Source organism: Agromyces sp. CF514 (genome assembly GCF_900113185.1).
Classification (GTDB): Bacteria; Actinomycetota; Actinomycetes; order Actinomycetales; family Microbacteriaceae; genus Agromyces.
Map to the genome: position 1 here is coordinate 2314363 of NZ_FOZD01000001.1, position 21183 is coordinate 2335545.

General features: G+C 69.9%; 20 protein-coding genes and 5 tRNA genes. 18 read left to right on the plus strand and 7 right to left on the minus strand.

The annotated features are described in order from the left end of the window. Position 1: 1 nt before the first annotated feature. Positions 2 to 598: a DUF3000 domain-containing protein gene (locus tag BM342_RS19555; protein ID WP_143109835.1), complete on the minus strand. Its 597-nt coding sequence runs from the start codon at positions 596 to 598 to the stop codon at positions 2 to 4. 93 nt (positions 599 to 691) lie between these two features. Here BM342_RS19555 and BM342_RS10315 point away from each other — a divergent pair, with 93 nt between their 5' ends. Beyond that, complete coding sequence (locus BM342_RS10315) at positions 692 to 1954, plus strand: alpha/beta hydrolase family protein (protein ID WP_177232131.1); 1263 nt, start codon at positions 692 to 694, stop codon at positions 1952 to 1954. Here the strand turns inward: BM342_RS10315 and BM342_RS10320 are convergent. Beyond that, positions 1932 to 2369, minus strand: coding sequence for a SufE family protein (locus BM342_RS10320; RefSeq protein ID WP_092965424.1), 438 nt, complete (start codon positions 2367 to 2369; stop codon positions 1932 to 1934). The genes BM342_RS10315 and BM342_RS10320 overlap by 23 nt on opposite strands. Before the next feature lie 106 nt (positions 2370 to 2475). Continuing rightward, a complete protein-coding gene (locus BM342_RS10325; RefSeq protein WP_092965426.1) occupies positions 2476 to 3375 on the minus strand; it encodes a sulfurtransferase in 900 nt (299 codons plus the stop codon). A 143-nt stretch (positions 3376 to 3518) separates the two neighbouring features. Here BM342_RS10325 and zapE point away from each other — a divergent pair, with 143 nt between their 5' ends. The 3 genes from zapE (at position 3519) to BM342_RS10340 (ending at position 6640) form a co-directional block, all read left to right on the plus strand. Further along, positions 3519 to 4574: a cell division protein ZapE gene (gene zapE / locus BM342_RS10330; RefSeq protein ID WP_092965428.1), complete on the plus strand. Its 1056-nt coding sequence runs from the start codon at positions 3519 to 3521 to the stop codon at positions 4572 to 4574. Between the two features lie 191 nt (positions 4575 to 4765). Beyond that, positions 4766 to 6028 (plus strand): ammonium transporter, encoded by a 1263-nt coding sequence (locus BM342_RS10335; protein ID WP_092965430.1) that lies wholly within the window; start codon positions 4766 to 4768, stop codon positions 6026 to 6028. 42 nt (positions 6029 to 6070) lie between these two features. Beyond that, complete coding sequence (locus BM342_RS10340) at positions 6071 to 6640, plus strand: type II toxin-antitoxin system PemK/MazF family toxin (protein ID WP_255368660.1); 570 nt, start codon at positions 6071 to 6073, stop codon at positions 6638 to 6640. 146 nt (positions 6641 to 6786) lie between these two features. On the opposite strand, the gene BM342_RS10345 is transcribed toward BM342_RS10340, so the two are convergent. Continuing rightward, a tRNA-Val gene (locus tag BM342_RS10345) sits at positions 6787 to 6859 on the minus strand. A 293-nt stretch (positions 6860 to 7152) separates the two neighbouring features. Between BM342_RS10345 and BM342_RS10350 the strand changes: the two genes are divergently transcribed. The 4 genes from BM342_RS10350 to BM342_RS10365 all read left to right on the plus strand — a co-directional run bounded on the left by BM342_RS10350 (position 7153) and on the right by BM342_RS10365 (position 7563). Next, positions 7153 to 7224: transfer RNA gene (locus BM342_RS10350), tRNA-Gly, on the plus strand. Between the two features lie 56 nt (positions 7225 to 7280). Next, a tRNA-Cys gene (locus BM342_RS10355) sits at positions 7281 to 7354 on the plus strand. Positions 7355 to 7377: 23 nt separating this feature from the next. After that, positions 7378 to 7449 (plus strand) — tRNA-Val (locus BM342_RS10360). A gap of 42 nt (positions 7450 to 7491) precedes the next feature. Further along, positions 7492 to 7563: transfer RNA gene (locus BM342_RS10365), tRNA-Val, on the plus strand. An 81-nt stretch (positions 7564 to 7644) separates the two neighbouring features. Here BM342_RS10365 and BM342_RS10370 read toward each other — a convergent pair. After that, positions 7645 to 9723, minus strand: a complete 2079-nt coding sequence (locus BM342_RS10370) for a glycosyl hydrolase family 28-related protein (RefSeq protein WP_092965432.1) — start codon at positions 9721 to 9723, stop codon at positions 7645 to 7647. A gap of 354 nt (positions 9724 to 10077) precedes the next feature. On the opposite strand from BM342_RS10370, the gene thrS reads away from it, so the two are divergent. Both thrS and BM342_RS10380 read left to right on the plus strand, forming a co-directional pair. Then, positions 10078 to 12021, plus strand: coding sequence for a threonine--tRNA ligase (gene thrS, locus BM342_RS10375; RefSeq protein ID WP_218154933.1), 1944 nt, complete (start codon positions 10078 to 10080; stop codon positions 12019 to 12021). Next, positions 12018 to 12593, plus strand: a complete 576-nt coding sequence (locus BM342_RS10380; RefSeq protein WP_177232132.1) for an HIT family protein — start codon at positions 12018 to 12020, stop codon at positions 12591 to 12593. Before thrS ends, BM342_RS10380 begins: the two co-directional genes overlap by 4 nt. Positions 12594 to 12706: 113 nt before the next feature. On the opposite strand, the gene pdxY is transcribed toward BM342_RS10380, so the two are convergent. After that, a complete protein-coding gene (pdxY, locus tag BM342_RS10385; RefSeq protein WP_092965436.1) occupies positions 12707 to 13558 on the minus strand; it encodes a pyridoxal kinase PdxY in 852 nt (283 codons plus the stop codon). 31 nt (positions 13559 to 13589) lie between these two features. Then, positions 13590 to 14927, minus strand: coding sequence for an aminotransferase class I/II-fold pyridoxal phosphate-dependent enzyme (locus BM342_RS10390; protein WP_255368661.1), 1338 nt, complete (start codon positions 14925 to 14927; stop codon positions 13590 to 13592). Positions 14928 to 15007: 80 nt separating this feature from the next. On the opposite strand from BM342_RS10390, the gene pdxS reads away from it, so the two are divergent. From pdxS to ruvB, 8 genes are all read left to right on the plus strand, one after another. Next, complete coding sequence (gene pdxS / locus BM342_RS10395) at positions 15008 to 15940, plus strand: pyridoxal 5'-phosphate synthase lyase subunit PdxS (protein ID WP_092965440.1); 933 nt, start codon at positions 15008 to 15010, stop codon at positions 15938 to 15940. Then, a complete protein-coding gene (gene pdxT / locus BM342_RS10400; protein ID WP_369823129.1) occupies positions 15937 to 16587 on the plus strand; it encodes a pyridoxal 5'-phosphate synthase glutaminase subunit PdxT in 651 nt (216 codons plus the stop codon). The genes pdxS and pdxT overlap by 4 nt, the downstream gene beginning before the upstream one ends. A 118-nt stretch (positions 16588 to 16705) precedes the next feature. Beyond that, entirely contained in the window at positions 16706 to 17449 is a 744-nt protein-coding gene (locus tag BM342_RS10405) for a hemerythrin domain-containing protein (protein ID WP_177232133.1), read from the plus strand. A gap of 55 nt (positions 17450 to 17504) precedes the next feature. Next, entirely contained in the window at positions 17505 to 18053 is a 549-nt protein-coding gene (locus BM342_RS10410; protein WP_092965444.1) for a DUF1697 domain-containing protein, read from the plus strand. Between the two features lie 82 nt (positions 18054 to 18135). After that, positions 18136 to 18894 carry a YebC/PmpR family DNA-binding transcriptional regulator gene (locus BM342_RS10415; protein ID WP_092965446.1) on the plus strand — a complete coding sequence of 253 codons (759 nt, stop codon included), beginning with the start codon at positions 18136 to 18138 and terminating at the stop codon, positions 18892 to 18894. 10 nt (positions 18895 to 18904) lie between these two features. Then, complete coding sequence (ruvC, locus tag BM342_RS10420; protein WP_092965448.1) at positions 18905 to 19516, plus strand: crossover junction endodeoxyribonuclease RuvC; 612 nt, start codon at positions 18905 to 18907, stop codon at positions 19514 to 19516. Further along, positions 19513 to 20139: a Holliday junction branch migration protein RuvA gene (gene ruvA, locus BM342_RS10425; protein WP_092965450.1), complete on the plus strand. Its 627-nt coding sequence runs from the start codon at positions 19513 to 19515 to the stop codon at positions 20137 to 20139. Before ruvC ends, ruvA begins: the two co-directional genes overlap by 4 nt. Next, on the plus strand, positions 20136 to 21176 hold the full coding sequence (ruvB, locus tag BM342_RS10430; RefSeq protein ID WP_092965452.1) for a Holliday junction branch migration DNA helicase RuvB: 1041 nt from the start codon (positions 20136 to 20138) through the stop codon (positions 21174 to 21176). The genes ruvA and ruvB overlap by 4 nt, the downstream gene beginning before the upstream one ends. The last annotated feature ends 7 nt before the right edge of the window (positions 21177 to 21183 follow it).

Here is a 21183-nt window from a genome sequence, read left to right on the forward strand (position 1 = left end):
TTCATCCACGATTCGTCCTCCGTCTTGGCAGGGGCGTCACCCCCTCTGATCGGGGAGGCAGGCCTGCCAACATGCACAACAGTTCGCTCCAGCCTTCCACATGCGGACCGATCTGGGCGTCGAGCGGCGTCCAGGAGGCGCGCAACTCGATCTGGGCGCCGTCGCCCTGCCGTGCGAGTTCGCCGAATCCGGTGGAGAGGATCTTCGTCGCGGTGCCGGACGCCGAGATGTATGCGGCCCCTCGGGCGTCGAGCGCATCGACGAGCCAGGACCATGCGACATCCGCGAGGAACGGATCGAGGCCGATGTCCGTCTCGAGCGGGGCCTGCGCGAAGCAGACGATGCGGAAGCGGCCGCCCCACGCCTCGGGTTCCGTCGGATCGTAGAGCAGCACGAGACGGCCGGTGCCGAGGTCGGAGTCGTCGCCGTGCCCGGTCGCGGCCGGCGAGACGTCGGCGGAGAGGGCGAGGGCGAACGGGGCGAGCGAACCGGGTGCTGGGATCTCCTGCACGCGCAGTTCGGCGCGGGGCGAGGCCGCACGCAGGGACGCGATCGCGGCCTCGAACTCTGGGGGGAGATGCGTCGAGGAGTCGGGCACGAGTGCAGACTAGAGTCTCGGATGGGGTGCGCCGCGGCGGCACGCCGCCCCCGGCGACACACGCATCGGAACGGCGTCTGCGGGAGGGTGGCGATGGGTCGAGGTTCGAGTGCGACGAGGGTGATCGGTTCGCTGATCGGGTTCGCGGCGGTGACGGGCGCGGTGTTCGCAGCGGTCACGGCCGTGCTCGCGATCGTGTTCGCGAGGCGGGTCGTGACCCCCGAGCCCGCCAAGCGAGGCGATGAACGCATCGTCGGCGTCGACCTGGCCCGTTCGACCATCGCGCTGGCGGCGACGGACGAGACGCGCATGCGCGGCACGTACGGGTTCTGGTTCGACACGGATGCCGGGCATGCGCGCCTGGGCGACGTGGTCGCCGACGACGGCCGTGTCGTCCGCCGGCGCATCCAGGCCGTCGACTTCGGCCGGCTCGATCGCGCGACCCACGGTCGCATGAGCGGGTGGGTGCGCCTCGGCCCGTGGGAGCTCGACCGGCCCTACCGCGACGTGGTCGTGCCGACCGCGCTCGGCCCGGCGCCCGCGTGGCTGGTGCCGGCCGTCGACGAGGCGGGCGCGGAGTCCGCCGACTGGGTGATCCAGGTGCACGGGCGAGGCGCGAAGCGCCACGAGGGTCTCCGAGCGATCGAGCCGATCACGGATGCGGGCTGGACCACGCTCCTCATCAGCTATCGCAACGACGGCGAGGCGCCCGAGAGCGTCGACAAGCGATACGGCCTCGGCGGCACCGAGTGGGCGGATGTCGAGGCGGCCGTCCGATACGCGACCGAGCACGGTGCCCGGCGCATCGTGCTCATGGGCTGGTCGATGGGCGGTTCGATCTCGCTGCAGGCCGTGCTGCGTTCGTCGGAGGTGCGGCAGCGACTGGTCGGGGTGATCCTCGATTCACCCGCCATCGACTGGGTGGACATCCTGAGGTTCCAGGGCCGTGCGCTCGGCCTGCCCACGGGGCTCGGCGACGCGGTCGCGCACGTGCTCGGCGAGCCGTGGAGCGGCGGCCTCACCGGCCTCGCAGCGCCGGTGGCCGTCGAGGAGCTCGACCCCGTCGCGCGAGCGGGGGAGTTCGACGTGCCGATGCTGCTCATGCACAGCGTCGACGACGGGTTCGTGCCGATCGACGGTTCCCGACGTCTGGCCGAGGCGCGGCCCGACCTCATCCGGTTCGAGGAGTTCACGGGCGCCAGGCACACGAAGCTCTGGAACCACGACCCCGAGCGGTGGACGCGGCTCATCACGGGCTGGCTCGCCGAACTGGCAGCGACCTCGCCCAGGGATCCGGCCGACAGCACGGAGGCCGGCGCCGACGCTGCTGCGGCTACTCCGCCTGCCGCGCCCTGACCTGCCGCTTGATGCGGGCGAGCATGCCCGTCATGCCGCGGACGCGCAGCGGGGAGACGGCCTCGCCGAGGCCGAGCGTCTGCGGGTAGTCGTCGGGGATCGCGAGCACCTCGTCGGCGGTCAGTCCGTCGATGCCCTGCACGAGGATGGACGCGAACCCGCGCGTCGTGGGCGACTCGGCCGGCGCGGTCGCGTACAGGTGCGCATGCCCGTCGTCGAGCTCGGTGAAGATGAACACCGGCGACTGGCATTCGAGCACACGCTCGAGCAGGTCGGGGTGCTCGGCGTACCGCTCGGGCAGTGCGGGAAGCTCGTTCGAGAACTCCAGCAGGAGCTGCAGTCGGTCTTTCACGCCGAGCGCGAGGAAGTCGTCTCGTGTCTCGGCGAGACGTGGGGGCAGGGCCGTGGCATCCATCCCGTTCATTCTCGCATTCCGCTGCAGGGATGGAGCCGCCGCTGCACGGCCGGAGCTGCACGGGGCGGTCGACGCGCGCGTCGCCCGCCCCGCGGCATCCGCTCGCTCAGCGCGTCGGCGCCTCGCCGCGCTCGGTGCCCGTCGAGATCGGCACCCGCACGGCGCTGCCCCACTCGGTCCAGGAGCCGTCGTAGTTGCGCACGTGCTCGAAGCCGAGCAGGTGGGTCAGCACGAACCAGGTGTGGCTCGAGCGTTCGCCGATGCGGCAGTACGCGATGACCTCGTCGCCGTCCTGGAGGCCGACCTCGTCGCGGTAGATCGCGTCGAGCTCCGCGCGATCCTTGAAGGTGCCGTCGCCGGCCGCGGCCCGTGCCCAGGGAACGGATGCCGCAGTCGGGATGTGTCCGGCCCGAAGCGCTCCCTCCTCGGGGTAGGCCGGTGCGCTCGTTCGTTCTCCGGTGTACTCCTCGGGGGAGCGCACGTCGATGAGCGGGTTGCCGAAGTGTCCGAGCACGTCCTCTTTGAAGGCGCGCACCTCGACGTCGGAACGCTCGACCACGGGGTACTCGACCGGGACCACGCTCGTCGGGTCGGTCGTGATTTCGCGGCCCTCGGCGATCCAGAGGTCGCGCCCGCCGTCGAGCAGTCGCACGTCCTCATGCCCGAACAGCGTGAACACCCAGAGCGCGTAGGCGGCCCACCAGTTGTTCTTGTCGCCGTAGATGACGACGGTCGAGTCGCGGGCGATGCCCTTCGAGCCGAGCAATGCGGCGAACTGCTCGCCGTCGAGGTAGTCGCGCACGACCGGGTCGTTGAGCTCGGTGTGCCAGTCGACCTTCACCGAGCCGGGGATGTGCCCGGTCTCGTAGAGCAGCACGTCTTCGTCGGACTCGACGACCACGAGACCGGGTTCGCCGAGGTGGTCCGCGAGCCACTGCGTGGACACGAGTCGCCCGGGGTGGGCGTACTCGGCGAACTTGGGGGATGCATCGAGCTCGGCGGACATCTGAACCTCCTGTGATCGTCCGGTCGGACGGGGGTGCGGGGCTGGCGGTCTAGGCTGTTGACCTGATCCACGTCGAATCTACGCGGCGTGCATGTCGAAGACACCGCCCGGGTCATCCGGTGCAACACGGGAGCCAATCACCCATGACCACGGCAGCGAGCCACGCCCTCATCAGCCTCGTCGACCGGAACCCGTCGATCTCGGGCGCCGAGATCGCGTCGGAGCTCGTGCCGCCGCCGCAGTTCGCGCACGCCTCGTTCGACTCGTATCGACCGGACCCCGACTTCGACTCCCAGCAGGCCGCGCTCGACCGGCTCAACCAGTTCGCCGGGGCGTGGCGCGCAGCCCAGCGCCCGGGGGGATTCTTCTCGCGCAAGCGCCCGGCCCGCATCGAGCTTCCCGGCGTGTACCTCGACGGCGGGTTCGGCGTCGGCAAGACGCACCTGCTCGCATCGCTCTGGCACGTCGCGCACGGGCCGAAGTACTTCGGCACGTTCATCGAGTACACGGCGCTCGTCGGAGCGCTCGGGTACGCGCAGGCCGTCGAACTGCTGCGCGGGGCGAAGCTCGTCTGCATCGACGAGTTCGAACTCGACGACCCGGGCGACACCATGCTCATGACCCGATTCCTCGGTGAGCTGATGGCGAGCGGAACCCGCGTCGCGGCCACCAGCAACACGCCGCCGAACGCGCTCGGCGAGGGGCGGTTCGCGGCCGCCGACTTCCTGCGAGAGATCCAGGCGCTCTCGTCGAACTTCGAGACCCTGCGCATCGACGGGCTCGACTACCGCCGTCGCGACACCGAGGGCCGCTCCACGACGCTCGAGGGCGAAGCGGATGTCGCCGCCAAGGCGCAGGCGCTCGCGGCCCGCGGTCACGCCGTCTCCCTCGATGCGTTCGACGGCCTGATCGCGCACCTGGCCACCGTGCATCCCTCGAAGTACGTGAAGCTGCTCGACGGCGTCGAGTTCATCGCGCTGAGCGGCGTGCACGAGCTCTCCGACCAGAACGCCGCCCTGCGCCTCGTGGCCTTCATCGACCGCGTGTACGACGCCGAGGTGCCGATCATCGCGAGCGGGCTCGCGCTCGACCAGGTCTTCGACGCCGACATGATGGCCGGCGGCTACCGCAAGAAGTACCTGCGCGCCATGAGCCGCATGATCGCCCTGACCACGGGCGAACTCCCGCCGCACGACTGACCCTCGACGCCGCGATCCCGGCCGTTTCCGTGCGATCTCACATCGTTCGGCGAGCGGCGCGAAACGCGCTGTTTACGTTGAGGTCCAGCACGTAACACCCGCGAAACAGAACACGGTCCCGCACGAAACGTCCTCTCGTGAAACTTGGCGACACAGGTTCCCCGGCCTGTTTTCCCCGAGAGAGGTTCGAGATGGATCAAGGCAACACCGCGTTCCTGTTGATCATGGCGGCACTGGTGCTGCTCATGACCCCCGGACTCGCGTTCTTCTACGGCGGTCTGGTGAAGGCGAAGAGCGTCATCAGCATGATGATGATGAGCTTCGGCGCGATCGGCCTCATCGGCGTGCTGTGGGTGCTCTACGGCTACGCGATCGCGTTCCCCGGTGCCGAGGGCCTCGTCGCCCCCTGGTCCATCGACTGGTCGGCCATCGGCCTCACCAGCCTCCTCGAGGTCCCTGAGGACGCCGCCTTCCCGCCGCTCGCGTTCGTGGCGTTCCAGGCGACCTTCGCGATCATCACGGTCGCGCTCATCTCGGGCGCCATCGCCGACCGCGCCAAGTTCGGCGCGTGGATGATCTTCGCCGCGATCTGGGCGACCATCGTCTACTTCCCGGTCGCGAGCTGGGTGTTCAACTTCGGCCTCGCCGACGACGGCTCCTTCGCCTACGGCGGCTGGACCACGTTCGGCATGCAGGAGGCGTTCGGCGTCGGCGTCATCGACTTCGCCGGTGGCACCGCGGTGCACATCAACGCCGGTGCAGCCGCACTCGCCCTGGCGCTCGTGCTCGGCAAGCGCGTCGGCTTCTCGAAGGGCGCGCACGTCCCGCACAACCCGCCCTTCGTGCTCCTCGGCGCCGGCCTGCTGTGGTTCGGCTGGTTCGGCTTCAACTCGGGCTCCGAGCTCGCCGCCGACGGCACCGCCGCGCTCGCCTGGGTCAACACGCTCGCCGCTCCCGCCGCAGCCCTGCTCGCCTGGCTCCTCGTCGAGAAGCTCAAGGACGGCAAGCCCACCTCGGTCGGTGCGGCATCCGGTGCGGTCGCGGGTCTCGTCGCGATCACGCCCGCCTGCGCCTCGCTGACGCCCGGCTGGGCCATCGTCCTCGGCCTCGTCGCCGGCGCCGTCTGCGCCCTGGCGATCGACCTGAAGTTCAAGTTCGGCTTCGACGACTCGCTCGACGTCGTGGGCATCCACCTCGTCGGCGGCCTCATCGGAACGCTGTACCTCGGCTTCTTCGCCAACGGCACGGGCCTCATCTACAGCGGTGACCCGACGCAGCTCATGGTGCAGGCGATCGCCGCAGGCGCCGTGCTGCTCTACTCGTTCGTGCTGGCCTTCGGCATCGGCTGGGTCATCGAGAAGACGATCGGCTTCCGCGTGAAGAACGAGGACGAGATCGCGGGCATCGACACCGCCGTCCACGGCGAGGACGCGTACAAGCTCGAGACCGTCTGAATCCACTGATCCACCGCGAGGGCGGTGGGGTAGTGTGCGGGTGTGACAGACACCGGCCGCTTCCTCACCGCCCTTCGTCGTGCCATCCGCGGCCTCTTCGGAAGCTCGACGAGCACCGCTCGGAAGACGGATGCCTCGGGGCGCATGTCCGTTTCCGCGGGCCGCGCGTCCGTCTCGACCGGACTGCTGTCGCCCGGCCAAGCGGGGCCGTCGGCCACGGTCGAGGTGGATCCCAAGGGGCTTCGTCGCGTCGACCTCGCCTATGCCCCGTCGCCCGACGGGCAGCCCGATCCCGGAGAGATCGTCTGGACGTGGGTGCCCTACGAGGAGCGCGACGGGCGGGGCAAGGACCGTCCGGTCGTGGTGGTCGCGGCAGCCGGCTCGGACACGTTCCTGGCCGTGCAGCTGACGAGCAAGGCGCACGAGGGCTCGCGCGACTTCGTGCCGCTCGGTGCGGGCGCGTGGGACTCCGCAGGGCGCCCGAGCTGGGCCAACATCGACCGCGTGTTCGAGGTGCACACGGGAGGCATGCGCCGCGAGGCCGCATCCCTCGACGCCGAGCGATACCTGAAGCTCGCGAAGGCGCTCAACGCCAGGTACGGCTGGCGCTGAGCTGCACCTGCGCGCCGCGCAGTCGTGCGGGGCAGGTCAGTGGGCGTCGCCGGTCGGTGCGCCTCATGAAGCACCGGTCGGTGCGCGCTACCTGAAGGCCGGTGCGCGTTAACTGAAGAAGGCCCCCAGTGGAGTGGGGGCCTTCGTGGGCGATGCCGGGCTCGAACCGACGACCTCTTCCGTGTGAAGGAAGCGCGCTACCAGCTGCGCCAATCGCCCATGTGGGATTCGCGGCTCACCGGGGTGACCGCGCGGAATCGATACTAGCGACGAACGCGCGCAAATGCACATCGAGCGAATCGTGGCGTGTCGAGGGGCCGCGCGGGCCGCTCCGGAGGTCGCCGGCATGCCGCTCAGGTCGGCCGTTCGAGGCGCTGGAGCGGGCGACACGCCCGGGTTGCGCGGCCGGATTCCGCCCGTCACCGGGCTGAACGAGGGGTGAACACCGCTCAGTTTGTGAATCGATCGGACTATCGGTTAGAGTCTCTCTGCACGCAGAAATGCACAGCAACGCGGATGTGGCGCAGTGGTAGCGCATCACCTTGCCAAGGTGAGGGTCGCGAGTTCGAATCTCGTCATCCGCTCTGATCAGGATCAAGGCCCCGCCTCGATCCTGTTCTTTGGTGGAGAACCCAGACGCGGTGGATTGGCCGAGAGGCGAGGCAGCGGCCTGCAAAGCCGTATACACGGGTTCGAATCCCGTATCCACCTCCAAAATCAAGACCTGTCTTGATTTCGGGCGATTGGCGCAGCGGTAGCGCGCTTCCCTGACACGGAAGAGGTCACTGGTTCGATCCCAGTATCGCCCACCGAAACGAAGCCCCTGGTTCGCGCCGGGGGTTTTCGCTTTCGCGCGATTGGCGCAGCGGTAGCGCGCTTCCCTGACACGGAAGAGGTCACTGGTTCGATCCCAGTATCGCGCACGAAGCACGAAGGCCCCGGCTCGATGAGCCGGGGCCTTCGTCATGTGCGGGCTGCCATCGGGCAGAGCCGCGTCGGCGACGTCACCAGGTCGACGGCGCCGGGGGAGCGACGACCGGCGGCCGATCGTTGCATGTGATCAGGTTCGGCAGGTACGGGGCGAGCCACGGGGTACCTGGGTGGTACTCGTTCGCGTCCACGCCGTCGTTGCCTCCGAGGTCGGCGAGCGAGAACTCCGATCCGTTCACCCAGTCCCAGTTGAAGGCACCGCAGTTGTTCACGCCCCAGTGCCCGACGCCGCGCACGTCGACGTTCTCGAAGCTCGCGGAGCCCGCCGTCCGGGCGCTGACGACGTTCGTGCCGGTGCCGTCGACGCGGATGTCGCGGAACTGCACGCCGTCGATGCGGTACGCGTCCTTCACGCCCCATTCGGTGACGAGCATCATCGCACTGTAGGTGCTGTCGAGGAAGTGGTCGCCGCTCACGACGATGTCGGCCTGGTCGATCGAGCGGTCGAGCGCGTAGAACCAGATCGCGCCGAGTCCGATGTTCCAGTTGAGCTCGTAGGTGCCCGAACGGACGGTCGTGTTGTCGGCGATCGACAGCGTGCCCGTGAACGGCTCGGCGCCGAAGCGCGATCCGACGTGGATCCCGCTGCCCTCGCGCACGGGGTCGGCGACCAGGTTGTTCGAGACGGTCGTGTCGGTACCGCCGTAGATCGCGATGCCGTTCGCGAGCGAGGGCGACTGCACCGTGTTGCGGTCGAAGGTGTTGCCGGCGTTCGCGATGTGCGCCGACCACATGGCCAGGCCGTCGTCGCCCGTGTTCCGCACGAAGTTACCCGAGACCGTGGAGTCGGTGACGCCCGTGTGGAAGTTCAGGGCGTCGGCGACCTGGTTCACGATGATGTTGTCCTCGACGACGAGGTCGTGCATCGGCCCGTCGAACCACATGCCCACCTTCGTGTGGCTGAGGTGCAGTCCGCGGATGCTCGACGAGCTCATCGCGCCGCCGATGCCGTTGACCTGGTCGGTGTCGATCCGCTCGCGCACGTCGCCCTGGATCGCGAAACCCGAGAGGTGCACGTTCGTGCTGCCGCCGTCCGCGGCATCCTTCCCGTAGAACCCGACCCCCGTGTGCACGGAGCCGTCGGGTGCGGGGGTGCCGAGTGAGACCTCGCGCCCGCGGATGGTCGTGTACCAGTTGCCCGCGCCCTCGATCGTGACGTCGTCGACGATGATGTGCCGGCTGATCGAGTAGACGCCGGGCGGCACGTAGACGGGCAGCCGGTGCGCCTTCGCGAAGGCGATCGCCCGGTCGAATGCGCCGGCCGCGTCGCGCTTGCCGAACGGGTCGGCGCCGAAGAGGAGCACGTTCGCCGCCTTGAGCCGCACGTGCGGTGCGGCGACCCGCTCGGTGTCGATGAGGTCGATCGTCGTCACGGCCGCGGGGGAGTTCTTCGGGGCGGTGAGCCGCACGACGTCGCCTGCCCGATACGTCTTGCCCAGCAGCATCCGCTGCTCGTCGTAGAAGTGCATCGGCCGGAACGGCTTGGAGACGGCGTACCCGGCGCCCGGTACGCAGCCGCACTCGGTGACCCACCAGTCGGGGTGCAGGAGGTCGGCGTTCGGGTCGTTCGTGAAGGGGTACTGGTTGTACAGCCACGAGTACTCGGACGTGAGCGTCATGGTCTGCGCGCGGCCGCCGTTCACCGAGACCGCGAGCGGCGCCTGGATGCCGCCGCCGTCGGGGGAGTCGGGGATGCTGTAGCGCACCGTGACGGCGTTGGCGGCGGCCGGCAGCGTGAACTCGACGTACTCGCCCGGATCGAGCTGCACGGCACTGCGTCCCGACGCCTCGGCGGGCAACGTGTACGCCTCGCGTGCGGGGCCGATGACGGAGCCGGTGGTCGTCGCGTTCTCGGCCTCCTGCTCGAGGAACGGCACGTCGGCGCCCCGGCCCTGCACGAGTGCCGGATCGAGTGAGGCGCGGGTCACGACCGGCGCGGGCTTCGGCGGCGCGGCGGAGGCCGCGAGCGGAGTCGAGACGACGCCTGCGACCGCGAGTGCGGCGATCGCGACCGCGACGGCCGAACGCCGGCGAGCGGAACGGGGCGGACTGGTGCGCGGAGGCGCGGCTTCGGAACTGGCACGGGTCGTCATCGACTCGATTCCTCTCGTGGTGTACGTCATCGGACACGGGTGCGATCCCGTCGAGTGAGGCGAATGTACGGCCGCGCCTTCGACGCTCACAAGGGTTCATCGCGGATTGTCGAGAGAATGTCGAGTTCTTGCGACTGCGCACGCAAGCGGCCGCAAGTCGGGTCGCCCGAACCGGCCGTTCGCTGCAAGCCGCCGCGCAAGCCGCCCGGCGGCGGCACGGGGCGATCGGGTCCTGCGCGCGGGCGAATCGCCCGCCCGCGCCCGACTACAGTTGAAGGGTTCATCTCAACTCACAGGGAGTGGTTCACAGTGGCCGACGGTTTCGAGCTCTTCACCGATCGTTCCGTTGTCGCGATGCGCGTCAACGGCGAGCTCAAGGATCTGGCCACGACGGTGACGGATGCCGATGAGGTCGAGGCCGTCACGATCGACTCGCCCGACGGGCTCTCGATCCTCCGCCACTCCGCCGCCCACGTGCTCGCGCAGGCCGTGCAGTCGATCAACCCCGAGGCGAAGCTCGGCATCGGCCCGCCCGTGACCGACGGCTTCTACTACGACTTCGACGTCGCAGAGGCCTTCAGCCCCGAGGACCTCAAGGCCCTCGACAAGGAGATGGGTCGCATCATCCGCTCGGGTCAGCGTTTCGTGCGCCGCGTCGTGACCGACGACGAGGCCCGCGCCGAGCTCGCGAACGAGCCCTACAAGCTCGAGCTCATCGGGCTCAAGGGCTCCGGCGGGCACGGCAAGGGCTCGGGCGACGACCACGAGTCCGTCGAGGTCGGTGCAGGCGAGCTCACGATCTACGACAACGTCGATCCCAAGACCGGCGAGGTCGCCTGGAAGGACCTCTGTCGGGGCCCTCACCTGCCGAACACCCGCATGATCGGCAACGGCTGGGCGCTGCAGCGCGTTGCGGGCGCCTACTGGCGCGGCAGCGAGAAGAACCCGCAGCTCCAGCGCATCTACGGCACCGCCTGGCCCACGAAGGACGAGCTGCGCGCCTACCAGCACCGCCTCGAGGAGGCCGCCAAGCGCGATCACCGCAAGCTCGGCAAGGACCTCGACCTCTTCTCGTTCCCCGACGAGATCGGCTCGGGCCTCTCGGTCTGGCACCCCAAGGGCGGGGTCATCCGCGGCGAGATGGAGCAGCACGCGCGCCGTCGTCACATCGAGGGCGGCTACACCTACGTCTACACGCCGCACATCTCGAAGGAAGACCTCTTCCTCACCTCGAACCACCTCATCACCTACAAGGAGGGCATGTTCCCGCCCATCGTGATGGACGAGGAGCGCGACGCCGAGGGCAACATCACCAAGCAGGGCCAGGACTACTACCTGAAGCCCATGAACTGCCCGATGCACATCCTCATCTACAAGGAGCGCGGGCGCAGCTACCGCGACCTGCCGATGCGGCTCGCCGAGAACGGCACGGTCTACCGCAACGAGCTCTCGGGCGCCCTGCACGGGCTCACGCGCGTGCGCGGCTTCACGCAGGACGACTCGCACCTGTTCGTGACCCCCGAACAACTCGAGACCGAGGCGACCCGCGTGCTCGAGTTCGTCATCTCGATGCTGCGCGACTTCGGCCTCGAGGACTTCGAGCTCGAGCTGTCGATGCGCGACGACGAGAAGTCGAAGTGGATCGGCTCCGACGAGTTCTGGGAGTACTCCACGAACGCGCTGCGCAACGTCGCGGTCGCGAGCGGGCTGAAGCTCACCGAGGTGCCGGGCGAGGCGGCGTTCTACGGCCCGAAGATCGACCTGAAGACCCGCGACGCCATCGGCCGCACCTGGCAGCTCTCGACGGTGCAGGTCGACCCGAACCTGCCCGAGCGCTTCGGCCTCGAGTACACGGGCTCCGACGGCGAGCGCCACCGGCCGATCATGATCCACCGCGCCCTCTTCGGCTCGATCGAGCGGTTCTTCGCGATCCTGCTCGAGCACTACGCGGGCGCCTTCCCCGTGTGGCTCTCACCCGTGCAGGTCGTCGGCATCCCGGTGGCGGAGCAGTACTCCGAGTACCTCGACGAGATCATCGCGAAGCTCAGGGCGCATGGCGTGCGCGCAGAGGTCGACCACTCCGACGACCGCATGCAGAAGAAGATCCGCACCCACACGACCCAGAAGGTGCCGCTGCAGCTCATCGCCGGCGAGCAGGACCGCTCGGGCGGCACGGTGTCGTTCCGGTTCCGCGACGGCTCGCAGACCAACGGCGTGCCGGTCGACGACGCGATCGCGCTCGTGCTCGACGCGATCTCCGGTCGCAAGCTCGTGAACACGGCCGAGGACCTCGCGTGACCGACCGCTCGACGAGCCCCGACCCTGCGGATGCCGCAGCAGAGGGGCTCGTCGATGCGGCGACCCTGCCCGGCGTGCCCGACGCGTTCCAGCGCCTCTGGACGCCCCACCGCATGGCCTACATCAACGCCGGCGCCGACGCGATGCGTTCGGCGTGCCCGTTCTGCGCGGCTCCCGAGAAGTCCGACGCCGACGGGCTCATCGTTCACCGCGGCCGCACCGCCTACGTGCTGCTGAACCTGTTCCCGTACAACTCCGGGCACCTGCTGGTCTGCCCGTACCGGCACATCGCGACCTACGACCAGGCGACGCCCGAGGAGGTCGCAGAGATCGGCGAGCTCACGCAGACCGGCATGCGCGTGCTGCGCGAGGTCTCGCGCTGCGACGGCTTCAACATCGGCATGAACCAGGGGGCGGTCGCAGGTGCGGGCGTCGACGAGCACCTGCACCAGCACGTCGTGCCCCGCTGGGCGTCGGACGCCAACTTCTTCCCGATCATCGCGCGCACCAAGGCGCTTCCGCAGCTGCTCGGCGACGTGCGCGTAGCGGTCTCCGAGGCCTGGCCCGCGTAGGTGCGGAGCGGTCCCGCCCGCGCACTGCGCGGTCGGCCGCCTCGCGGTGACGGGGCCAGAGGCGCCGGCGCGCGGCATCCGCCCGACGAGTCGCGACGAGCGGATGCCGGTGGTCAGCGAACCTGACGCACCGTGAACTGCATGCGGGGGTTGGCGTACGACTCCTGCGACTCGACGAGCTGGAGCTCGCGCTCGCCAGACTCGTAGGTGCGCTCGAGCAGGTCGAACACGCTCGACGTGGTGCGGGCGAGCGCGTCTGCGGCGTCGCGGGTGCGCAGGTAGTGCGCCGTGAACAGTGCGGCGCTGACATCGCCGGAGCCGTTGGCCTTCATCGGCAGCAGGGGAGTCTGCACGATCCACGCGCCGTGGTCGTCGACGGCGAGCATCTCGATCGTGCCCTCCTCGCGATCGGGGCGCTCGACGCTCGTGACGAGCACGATCGACGGACCGGTGGCGCGGATGAGGTCGACCGAGGCGAGGGTCGACTCGAGGGTGTCGGGCTCGGTGTCCGTGAGGAACCCGAGCTCGAACTGGTTCGGCGTGATGAGGTCGGCGGCGGGGACCACGCGCTCGCGGAGCAGGATCGGGATGGCCGGCGCCACGAAGCATCCGGATTTCGCATTGCCCATGACGGGGTCGCACGCGTAGATCGCGTCGGGATTCGCGGCCTTGACCCTCGCGACGGCGTCGAGGATGACGTCGGCGATGCCCTCGCCGCCCTGATAGCCCGAGAGCACGGCGTCGGTGGTCGGGAACGCCCCGCGCTCCTCGATGCCGGTGATGACCTCGCGCACGTCGTCGGGGGAGATGAGCGGGCCGCGCCAGGCGCCGTACCCGGTGTGGTTCGAGAAGTTGACCGTGTAGACCGGCATCACCTCGACGCCGATGCGCTGCAGGGGGAAGACGGCGGCTGAGTTGCCGACGTGGCCGTAGGCGACCGCCGACTGGATCGAGAGAATCTTCACCGATCGATCATCGCACCTTCGACGTGCGTGCTCAGCCCGCCATCCGCTGCTGGTCGCGAACGGCGCGGACCGAGGCGCCGATGTCGGCGGCGAGCTTCGAGAGGTCGGTGTCGGGAAGCTCGTGCACCGTCAGCCGGAGGCGCTCGGACGGCGTTCGGTCGCCGAGCGCGAACTCGTCGCCCGGGCGGACGAGCCATCCGCGGCGCATGAGCTGCTCCGACACGTCGCGTGCCGGCGCCCCGAGCGGAACCCAGACGTTCAGGCCGTCGCCGGGGGCGGCATGCACGCCCTGGCGCGTGAGCAGCTCGGCGAACCGCGCGTTGCGCTCGGCATAGTGCACCCCGGCCCGTTCGATGCCGGCGCGCACGTCGGAATCGGTCACGAGGGCGTGCACGAGGCGCTGCAGCAGGTGGCTGACCCAGGTCGTGCCCGGGGTCAGGCGCATCGCGAGCCGGTCGGCCGTCTCGGGATCGGACGCGGTGACCGCCAGGCACATGTCGGGACCGAGGAACTTCGACACCGAGCGCACCAGCGCCCAGCGACGGTGGCCAACACCGATCATGGAGTGCTTCGGCTGCCGGGAGAGCAGCGAGTAGTGGTCGTCCTCGATCACGAGCACGTACGGATGCTCCGCGAGCACGGCTCGCAGCTCGGCCGCGCGCTGCTCCGAGAGGCTTGCCCCCGTCGGGTTCTGCGCCCGCGGCGTGCAGATGACCGCGCGGACGCCCTGCTCGAGCGCGGCGCGCAGCCCCTCGACGGTCATGCCCTCGTCGTCGACCGGCACGGGGACCGGCCGGTAGCCCGCCACGCGGACGGTGTGGATGCTCGTGAGGAAGCACGGATCCTCGAGTGCGACCGCGTCGTCGCGGGTCAGCGCCTGCGCCAGCAGGCGTTCGACGGCATCGGCCGCGCCGCTCGTGACGGTGATGCGCATCGGGGTTCCTGACGGCAGGTCGGCGCTCATCCACTCGTTCGCCCAGTCGTCGAGGCCGGGGTCGATGACGGGCTCGCCGTAGAGCACCGGACGGCGGGCGATGCCCGCGAGGGCGTCGGACGGGTCGGGGATGTACGAGGCATCCGGGTTGCCGGTGGCGAGGTCGCGGAGGGCCGTGTCGGCGGCGAAGCCCTCCTGCGCGACGGGGGAGGCGCCGGCGACACGCGTGCCGCCGCGGCCGCGGGTGACGACCACCCCGGCGTTGATGAGCTGCCGATAGGCGGACACCGCGGTGTTGCGGTTGACTCCGAGCTGCTCGGCGAGGGCGCGGACCGGGGGCAGGGCATCGCCGGGGCGTAGCTCGCCGCGCTCGATGAGCGTGCGCAGGCTCTCGGCGATCTCGGATGCGGAACGGCCCTCGATGTCGACGATCACGTCACCGTCCTCCTTCCGTCTGCGGTGGCTTGCCGCCCATGCTACCTTTTGGCCTAGGACAAACATCCTCATTGTCTGAAATGCTGCGCGTCGTCCCGCGCGCACCTCCGAAGGGATCCCCAGTGACCGTACCCGAGACGGGCTCCAGCCGCGTGAAGCGCGGCCTCGCCGAGATGCTGAAGGGCGGCGTCATCATGGACGTCGTCACCCCCGAGCAGGCCCGCATCGCCGAAGACGCCGGCGCCGTCGCCGTCATGGCGCTCGAACGCGTGCCCGCCGACATCCGCGCCCAGGGCGGCGTCGCCCGGATGAGCGACCCCGACCTCATCGAGGCCATCATCGCCGAGGTCTCCATCCCCGTCATGGCGAAGGCCCGCATCGGCCACTTCGTCGAGGCGCAGGTGCTCCAGGCCCTCGACGTCGACTACATCGACGAGTCCGAGGTGCTCTCCCCGGCCGACTACGTCAACCACATCGACAAGTGGGGCTTCAACACCCCGTTCGTCTGCGGCGCGACCAACCTCGGCGAGGCGCTCCGCCGCATCAACGAGGGTGCGGCCATGATCCGCTCGAAGGGCGAGGCCGGAACGGGCGACGTCTCCGAGGCGACCAAGCACATCCGCAAGATCAGGTCCGAGATCAACGTGCTCCGCTCCATGACGAAGGACGAGCTGTACGTCGCCGCGAAGGAGCTGCAGGCCCCGTACGACCTCGTCGTCGAGATCGCCGAGACCGGCAAGCTCCCCGTGGTGCTCTTCACCGCGGGCGGCGTCGCCACCCCGGCGGATGCCGCGATGATGATGCAGCTCGGCGCCGACGGCGTCTTCGTGGGTTCGGGCATCTTCAAGTCGGGCAACCCCGAGGCGCGGGCAGCGGCCGTCGTCAAGGCGACCGCGTTCTACGACGACCCGTCCGTCATCGCCGAGGTGTCGCGCGGACTCGGCGAGGCCATGGTCGGCATCAACGTCGCCGACCTCGCCGCACCGCACCGCCTCGCCGAGCGCGGCTGGTGACGACCAACCTCCTGAGCGAATCGCTCGACGCGGGGGACCCGGCCTCGGCCGGCCCCCGCGTCGGCGTGCTCGCCCTGCAGGGCGACTTCCGCGAGCACGCGAGGGTGCTGGCCGCCCTCGGAGCGCGGGTCTCCCTCGTGCGCCGACCCGGAGAGCTCGAGGAGATCGACGGGCTCGTCATCCCGGGCGGCGAGTCGAGCGTCATGGACAAGCTCTCCCGCATCTTCGGCCTGCAGGCACCGCTCCGCGAGGCGATCGCGGCCGGACTGCCGGTCTACGGCACGTGCGCGGGCCTCATCATGCTCGCCGACACCGTGCTCGACGCGATCGCCGGACAGGAGTCGCTCGGCGGACTCGACGTCGAGGTGCGCCGCAACGCCTTCGGATCGCAGAACCAGTCGTTCGAGACCGACCTCGACGTGCCCGCCCTCGGTGACGCGCACGTGCACGCGGTGTTCATCCGCGGCCCGGTCGTCGAGTCCGTCGGTCCGAACGCGACCGCCCTCGCGGCGCTCGCAGACGGTCGCGTGGTCGCCGTCGAGCAGGGCAACCTGCTGGGCACCAGCTTCCACCCCGAGATCACGGGGGAGCACCGCTTCCACGAGTACTTCCTCGACAAGGTCCGGTCCCGAGCAGTGGCCGCGTAGCCTGCGGCTCGGAGCCGGGCTCAGGGCCCACCCGGGGTGATCGTCGCGGGACATCCCCGACCGGAGAGCAGGGATGTCCCCGGTGCCGCCGTGCGTGCGATGCGGTTGCGTTGCCGGCATGACCACTCGCCTTCCCAGCACCGGCGCGCCCGATCGCGCCGTCACTCCCGGCACGACCTGTCGCAGCGACGAGGTCGTCGTCATCCATCGGCTGTTCCGCCGCCTGTTCGCCGAAGCGCCCGCGCTCGTCCGCGGCGTCGCCCCCGACGACACGTCGCACGCGAAGCGCGTCGCGAAGCACCTCCACGGCATCATCGCCCTCCTGCACGTGCATCACCGCACCGAGGACGAGTACTTCTGGGACGTCATGACCGACCGTGCTCCGGCTTGCGGACTGCACGTCGAGCTCATGCGCCGCCAGCACGGCGCCGTCTCCGATCGCCTCGACGTCGCGGATGCGCTCGTCGACCGCTGGGCGTACCGGGCCGATGCACCGACGGCCGCCCGCATCGCCGCCGAGCTCGACGAGGTCGATCGGCTGCTCCTCGAACACCTGGCCGACGAGGAGCGCGAAGCCTTCCCCGTGCTCGACGCGATCCTCTCGGACGCCGAATGGGACGACATCCACAAGCACGCGCAGCGCCACAAGCCGCCGATGCCGATCTTCGTGCTGCTCGGGCTCATGATCGACAGCGTTCCCGAGTCCGAGCGCGCCGCATGGGTGGCGAAGGAGCTCCCGGCTCCGATCCGCGTCGCGTACCGCACGGTCGGCCGCCGTCAGTACGAGCGGGCGATCGCGCGCGTTCGCGCGATCGGGCGGGGCGCAGCCGGGGCCTCGGGCGTCGTTCCCGCGATGGCGTGATCCTGGCCCGCGGCACCGGGAGGCGCTCCGCGACGGGTCGTCGTACGCTCGGCCCATGACCTCGTACATCGCGCTCCTCCGCGGAGTGAACGTCGGCGGCATCACCGTGAAGTCCGCCGAGCTCCGCACGCTCTTCGAGTCCCTCGGGTTCACCGCGGTGCGAACGGTGCTGGCGAGCGGCAACGTCGCCTTCGAGGACCCCGCTTCGAGCGATGGAGGCCCGGCCGCGGCATCCGTCGCCCTCAAGTCGCGCATCGAGCACGCGCTCGGCGAGCGCTTCGGCTACGAGGCGTGGATCGTGCTCATCACCCGAGAGGAACTCGAGGGCGTCGTCGCGGCGTTCCCCTTCGACGCCGAGCGCGAGGGCTGGCATCCGTACGTGCTCTTCGGGTCGGACGCCGCAGACCTCGCCGACCTGCTGCAGGCGGCCGCCGACCTGGATCCGGCGGACGACGTCGTGCAGGCGGGCGACGGCGTCCTGTACTGGCACAACCGGCGCGAGCGGGGGGTCGACAGCGCGTTCGCGAAGCTCGCCGCGAAGGCGAGGTTCAAGCCCACGACCACCAATCGCAACCTGCGCACGCTCGACAAGCTGCTCGCATGAAGGCGCCGTGAACGGGCGCTGACTAGAATGGGCTGGCGCGAACCGGAACGCATCGGTCGCGGAGGATCGATTCAGGAGACGCATGTCCGGGCATTCCAAGTGGGCGACGACCAAGCACAAGAAGGCGATCATCGACTCGCGCCGTGCCAAGTCGTTCGCGAAGCTCATCAAGAACATCGAAGTCGCCGCCAAGATGGGCGGAGCCGACATGAACGGCAACCCCACCCTGTACGACGCCGTGCAGAAGGCCAAGAAGACCTCGGTGCCGAACGACAACATCGACCGCGCCATCAAGCGCGGCGCCGGCATCGGCGGCGAGGCCGTCGAGTACCAGAGCATCACGTACGAGGCGTACGGCCCGTCGGGCGTCGCCCTGATGATCGAGGTGCTCACCGACAACAAGAACCGCGCGGCCGCCGAAGTGCGCACCGGACTGAACCGCAACAACGGCACGCTCGCCGACCCGGGTTCGGTCGCCTACAACTTCTCGCGCAAGGGCGTCATCATCGTGTCGGGCGAGGGCACGACCGAAGACGACGTCATGCTGGCCGCCCTCGAGGCCGGCGCCGAGGAGATCGAGTCGCACCCGCAGGGCTTCGAGGTCGTCACCGACCCGTCGGCCATGGTCGACGTGCGCAAGGCCCTGCAGGAGGCGGGCCTCGACTACGAGTCCGCCGACATCGAGTTCGTGCCGAACCTCAAGGTCGAGATCGACGCCGACGCCGCGCGCAAGGTCTTCCGCCTGATCGACGCCCTCGAAGACAGCGACGACGTGCAGAACGTGTACGCGAACTTCGACCTCACCGCCGAGGTGCAGGCCGAGCTCGAGACCGACGAGTAGGCCGACCGCCGTGCGGGTGCTCGGCATCGACCCCGGCCTCACCAGATGCGGGGTGGGCGTGGTCGACGTCGAGCCGAACCGCACGGCGCGGCTCGTCGACGTGGTCGTGCTGCGAACGCCGGCCGACCTCGACACGCCGAACCGACTCGTGCGCATCGCCGAGGGGCTCGAGGCGATCCTCGACGAGCATCGCCCCCAGGCCGTCGCGCTCGAACGGGTCTTCGCCCGCAGCGACGTGTCGACGATCATGGGCACGGCCCAGATCTCGGGCGTCGCCATGTTGCTCGCGGCTCGTCGCAAGCTGCCGGTCGCGTTGCACACGCCGAGCGAGGTGAAGGCCGCGATCACGGGGTACGGACGTGCCGACAAGGCGCAGGTCGGCGCGATGGTCGCGCGCATCCTCGGCCTCGAGTCCGTTCCGAAGCCGGCGGATGCCGCGGACTCGCTCGCCCTCGCCATCTGCCACGCCTGGCGAACCGGCGGCGTCGCGGGCGCCGCCGTCGCCGATGCCGCGAATCCGGATGCCGCGGCGCAGAGCGCCCTCACGCCCGCGCAACGGGCATGGCTCGCCGCCGAACGGTCCGCGGCCGTGTCGGGGGCGGCCCGTAGGGTGAAGGAGTGATCTCCTCCCTCCGCGGTCCGGTGCTCGTCGCCGCAGGCACCACGCTCGTCCTCGACGTCGGAGGGGTGGGCATGCTGGTGCACACCACCCCCGCGCTCGTGCTGACCTCGCGCGAGGGGCACGAGCTGTTCGTGCACACGAGCCTCATCGTCCGCGAAGACGCGCTGACCCTGTTCGGGTTCGGCACGCGCGACGAGCTCGAGGTGTTCGAACTGCTCATCGGGGTCACGGGGGTCGGCCCCCGCTCGGCGCTCGGCGTGCTGTCGGCCATGTCGCCGTCGCAGATCGCCACGGCCATCGCCGCCGACGACGACGCCGCGTTCCGCAAGGTCTCGGGCATCGGCCCCAAGACGGCGAAGCTCATCACCGTCTCGCTCGCCGGCAAGCTCGTCGCGCCGAGCTCCGCAGAGACGTCGGCCGGTTCGGCCGCCGTCCCGCGCGGTGTCGCCGACAGCGTGCTGGCCGCGCTGACCGGTCTCGGGTGGACCGAGCGTGCCGCGGTCGAGGCCGTCGACGAGGTCATGGCCGAGGCGACTCCGGCCGATGCCGCGTCGGTGCCCGCCGTCCTGCGGCTCTCGCTCGCACGACTCGGCCCCGCCCAGACTGCCGGGCGGGCGCGATGACCGACGCCGGGGGAGCCGATCTCGACCTGACCGATCCCGTGCTCGCCTCCGAGGCCGAGCTGGCCTTCGAAGGAGCCCTGCGCCCGCGCAGCCTCGCCGAGTTCGTCGGACAGACCCGTGTACGCGGGCAACTGCAACTGCTGCTCACCGCCGCGACGCTGCAGCAGCGCACGCCCGACCACATCCTGCTCGCAGGTCCGCCCGGGCTCGGCAAGACGACGCTCGCGATGATCGTCGCGCATGAGAGCGGCAGGCCCCTGCGCATGTCGAGCGGGCCGGCGATCCAGCACGCGGGCGACCTCGCCGCGATCCTGAGCTCGCTCGTGCCCGGCGAAGTGCTGTTCATCGACGAGATCCACCGCATGGCGCGTTCGGCAGAAGAGATGCTCTACCTCGCCATGGAGGACTTCCGCATCGACATCATGGTCGGCAAGGGAGCCGGAGCGACCTCGGTGCCGCTCGACCTCTCGCCGTTCACCCTCGTCGGTGCGACCACCCGCGCCGGCCTCCTGCCGAACCCCCTGCGCGACCGGTTCGGTTTCACCGCCCATCTCGAGTTCTACGACGACGCGGAGCTCGAGCAGGTGCTGGCGCGCGCGGCCGTGCTGCTCGGACTCGACATCGACCGCGCGGCGCTCGTCGAGATCTCGGGCCGCTGCCGCGGCACGCCGCGCATCGCCAACCGTCTGCTGCGGCGCGTACGCGACTACGCGCTGGTGCACACGGGGCACGCCGACGTCTCGGCCGTGCAGGCGGCCCTCGATCTCTACGACGTCGACGCACTCGGGCTCGACCGTCTCGATCGGGCCGTCATGCAGACCATCCTGACCCGGTTCGGCGGTGGGCCGGTCGGACTGAACACGCTGGCCGTCTCGGTCGGCGAGGAGTCCGAGACCATCGAGGCCGTCGTCGAGCCGTTCCTCGTACGCATCGGGTTGATCACGCGAACTCCCCGTGGGCGGGTGGCGACCCCGGCCGCGTGGCGGCATTTCGGCCTCGCGAACGGCGACACGGCACTTCCGATCGATGACCTATAATCCATTG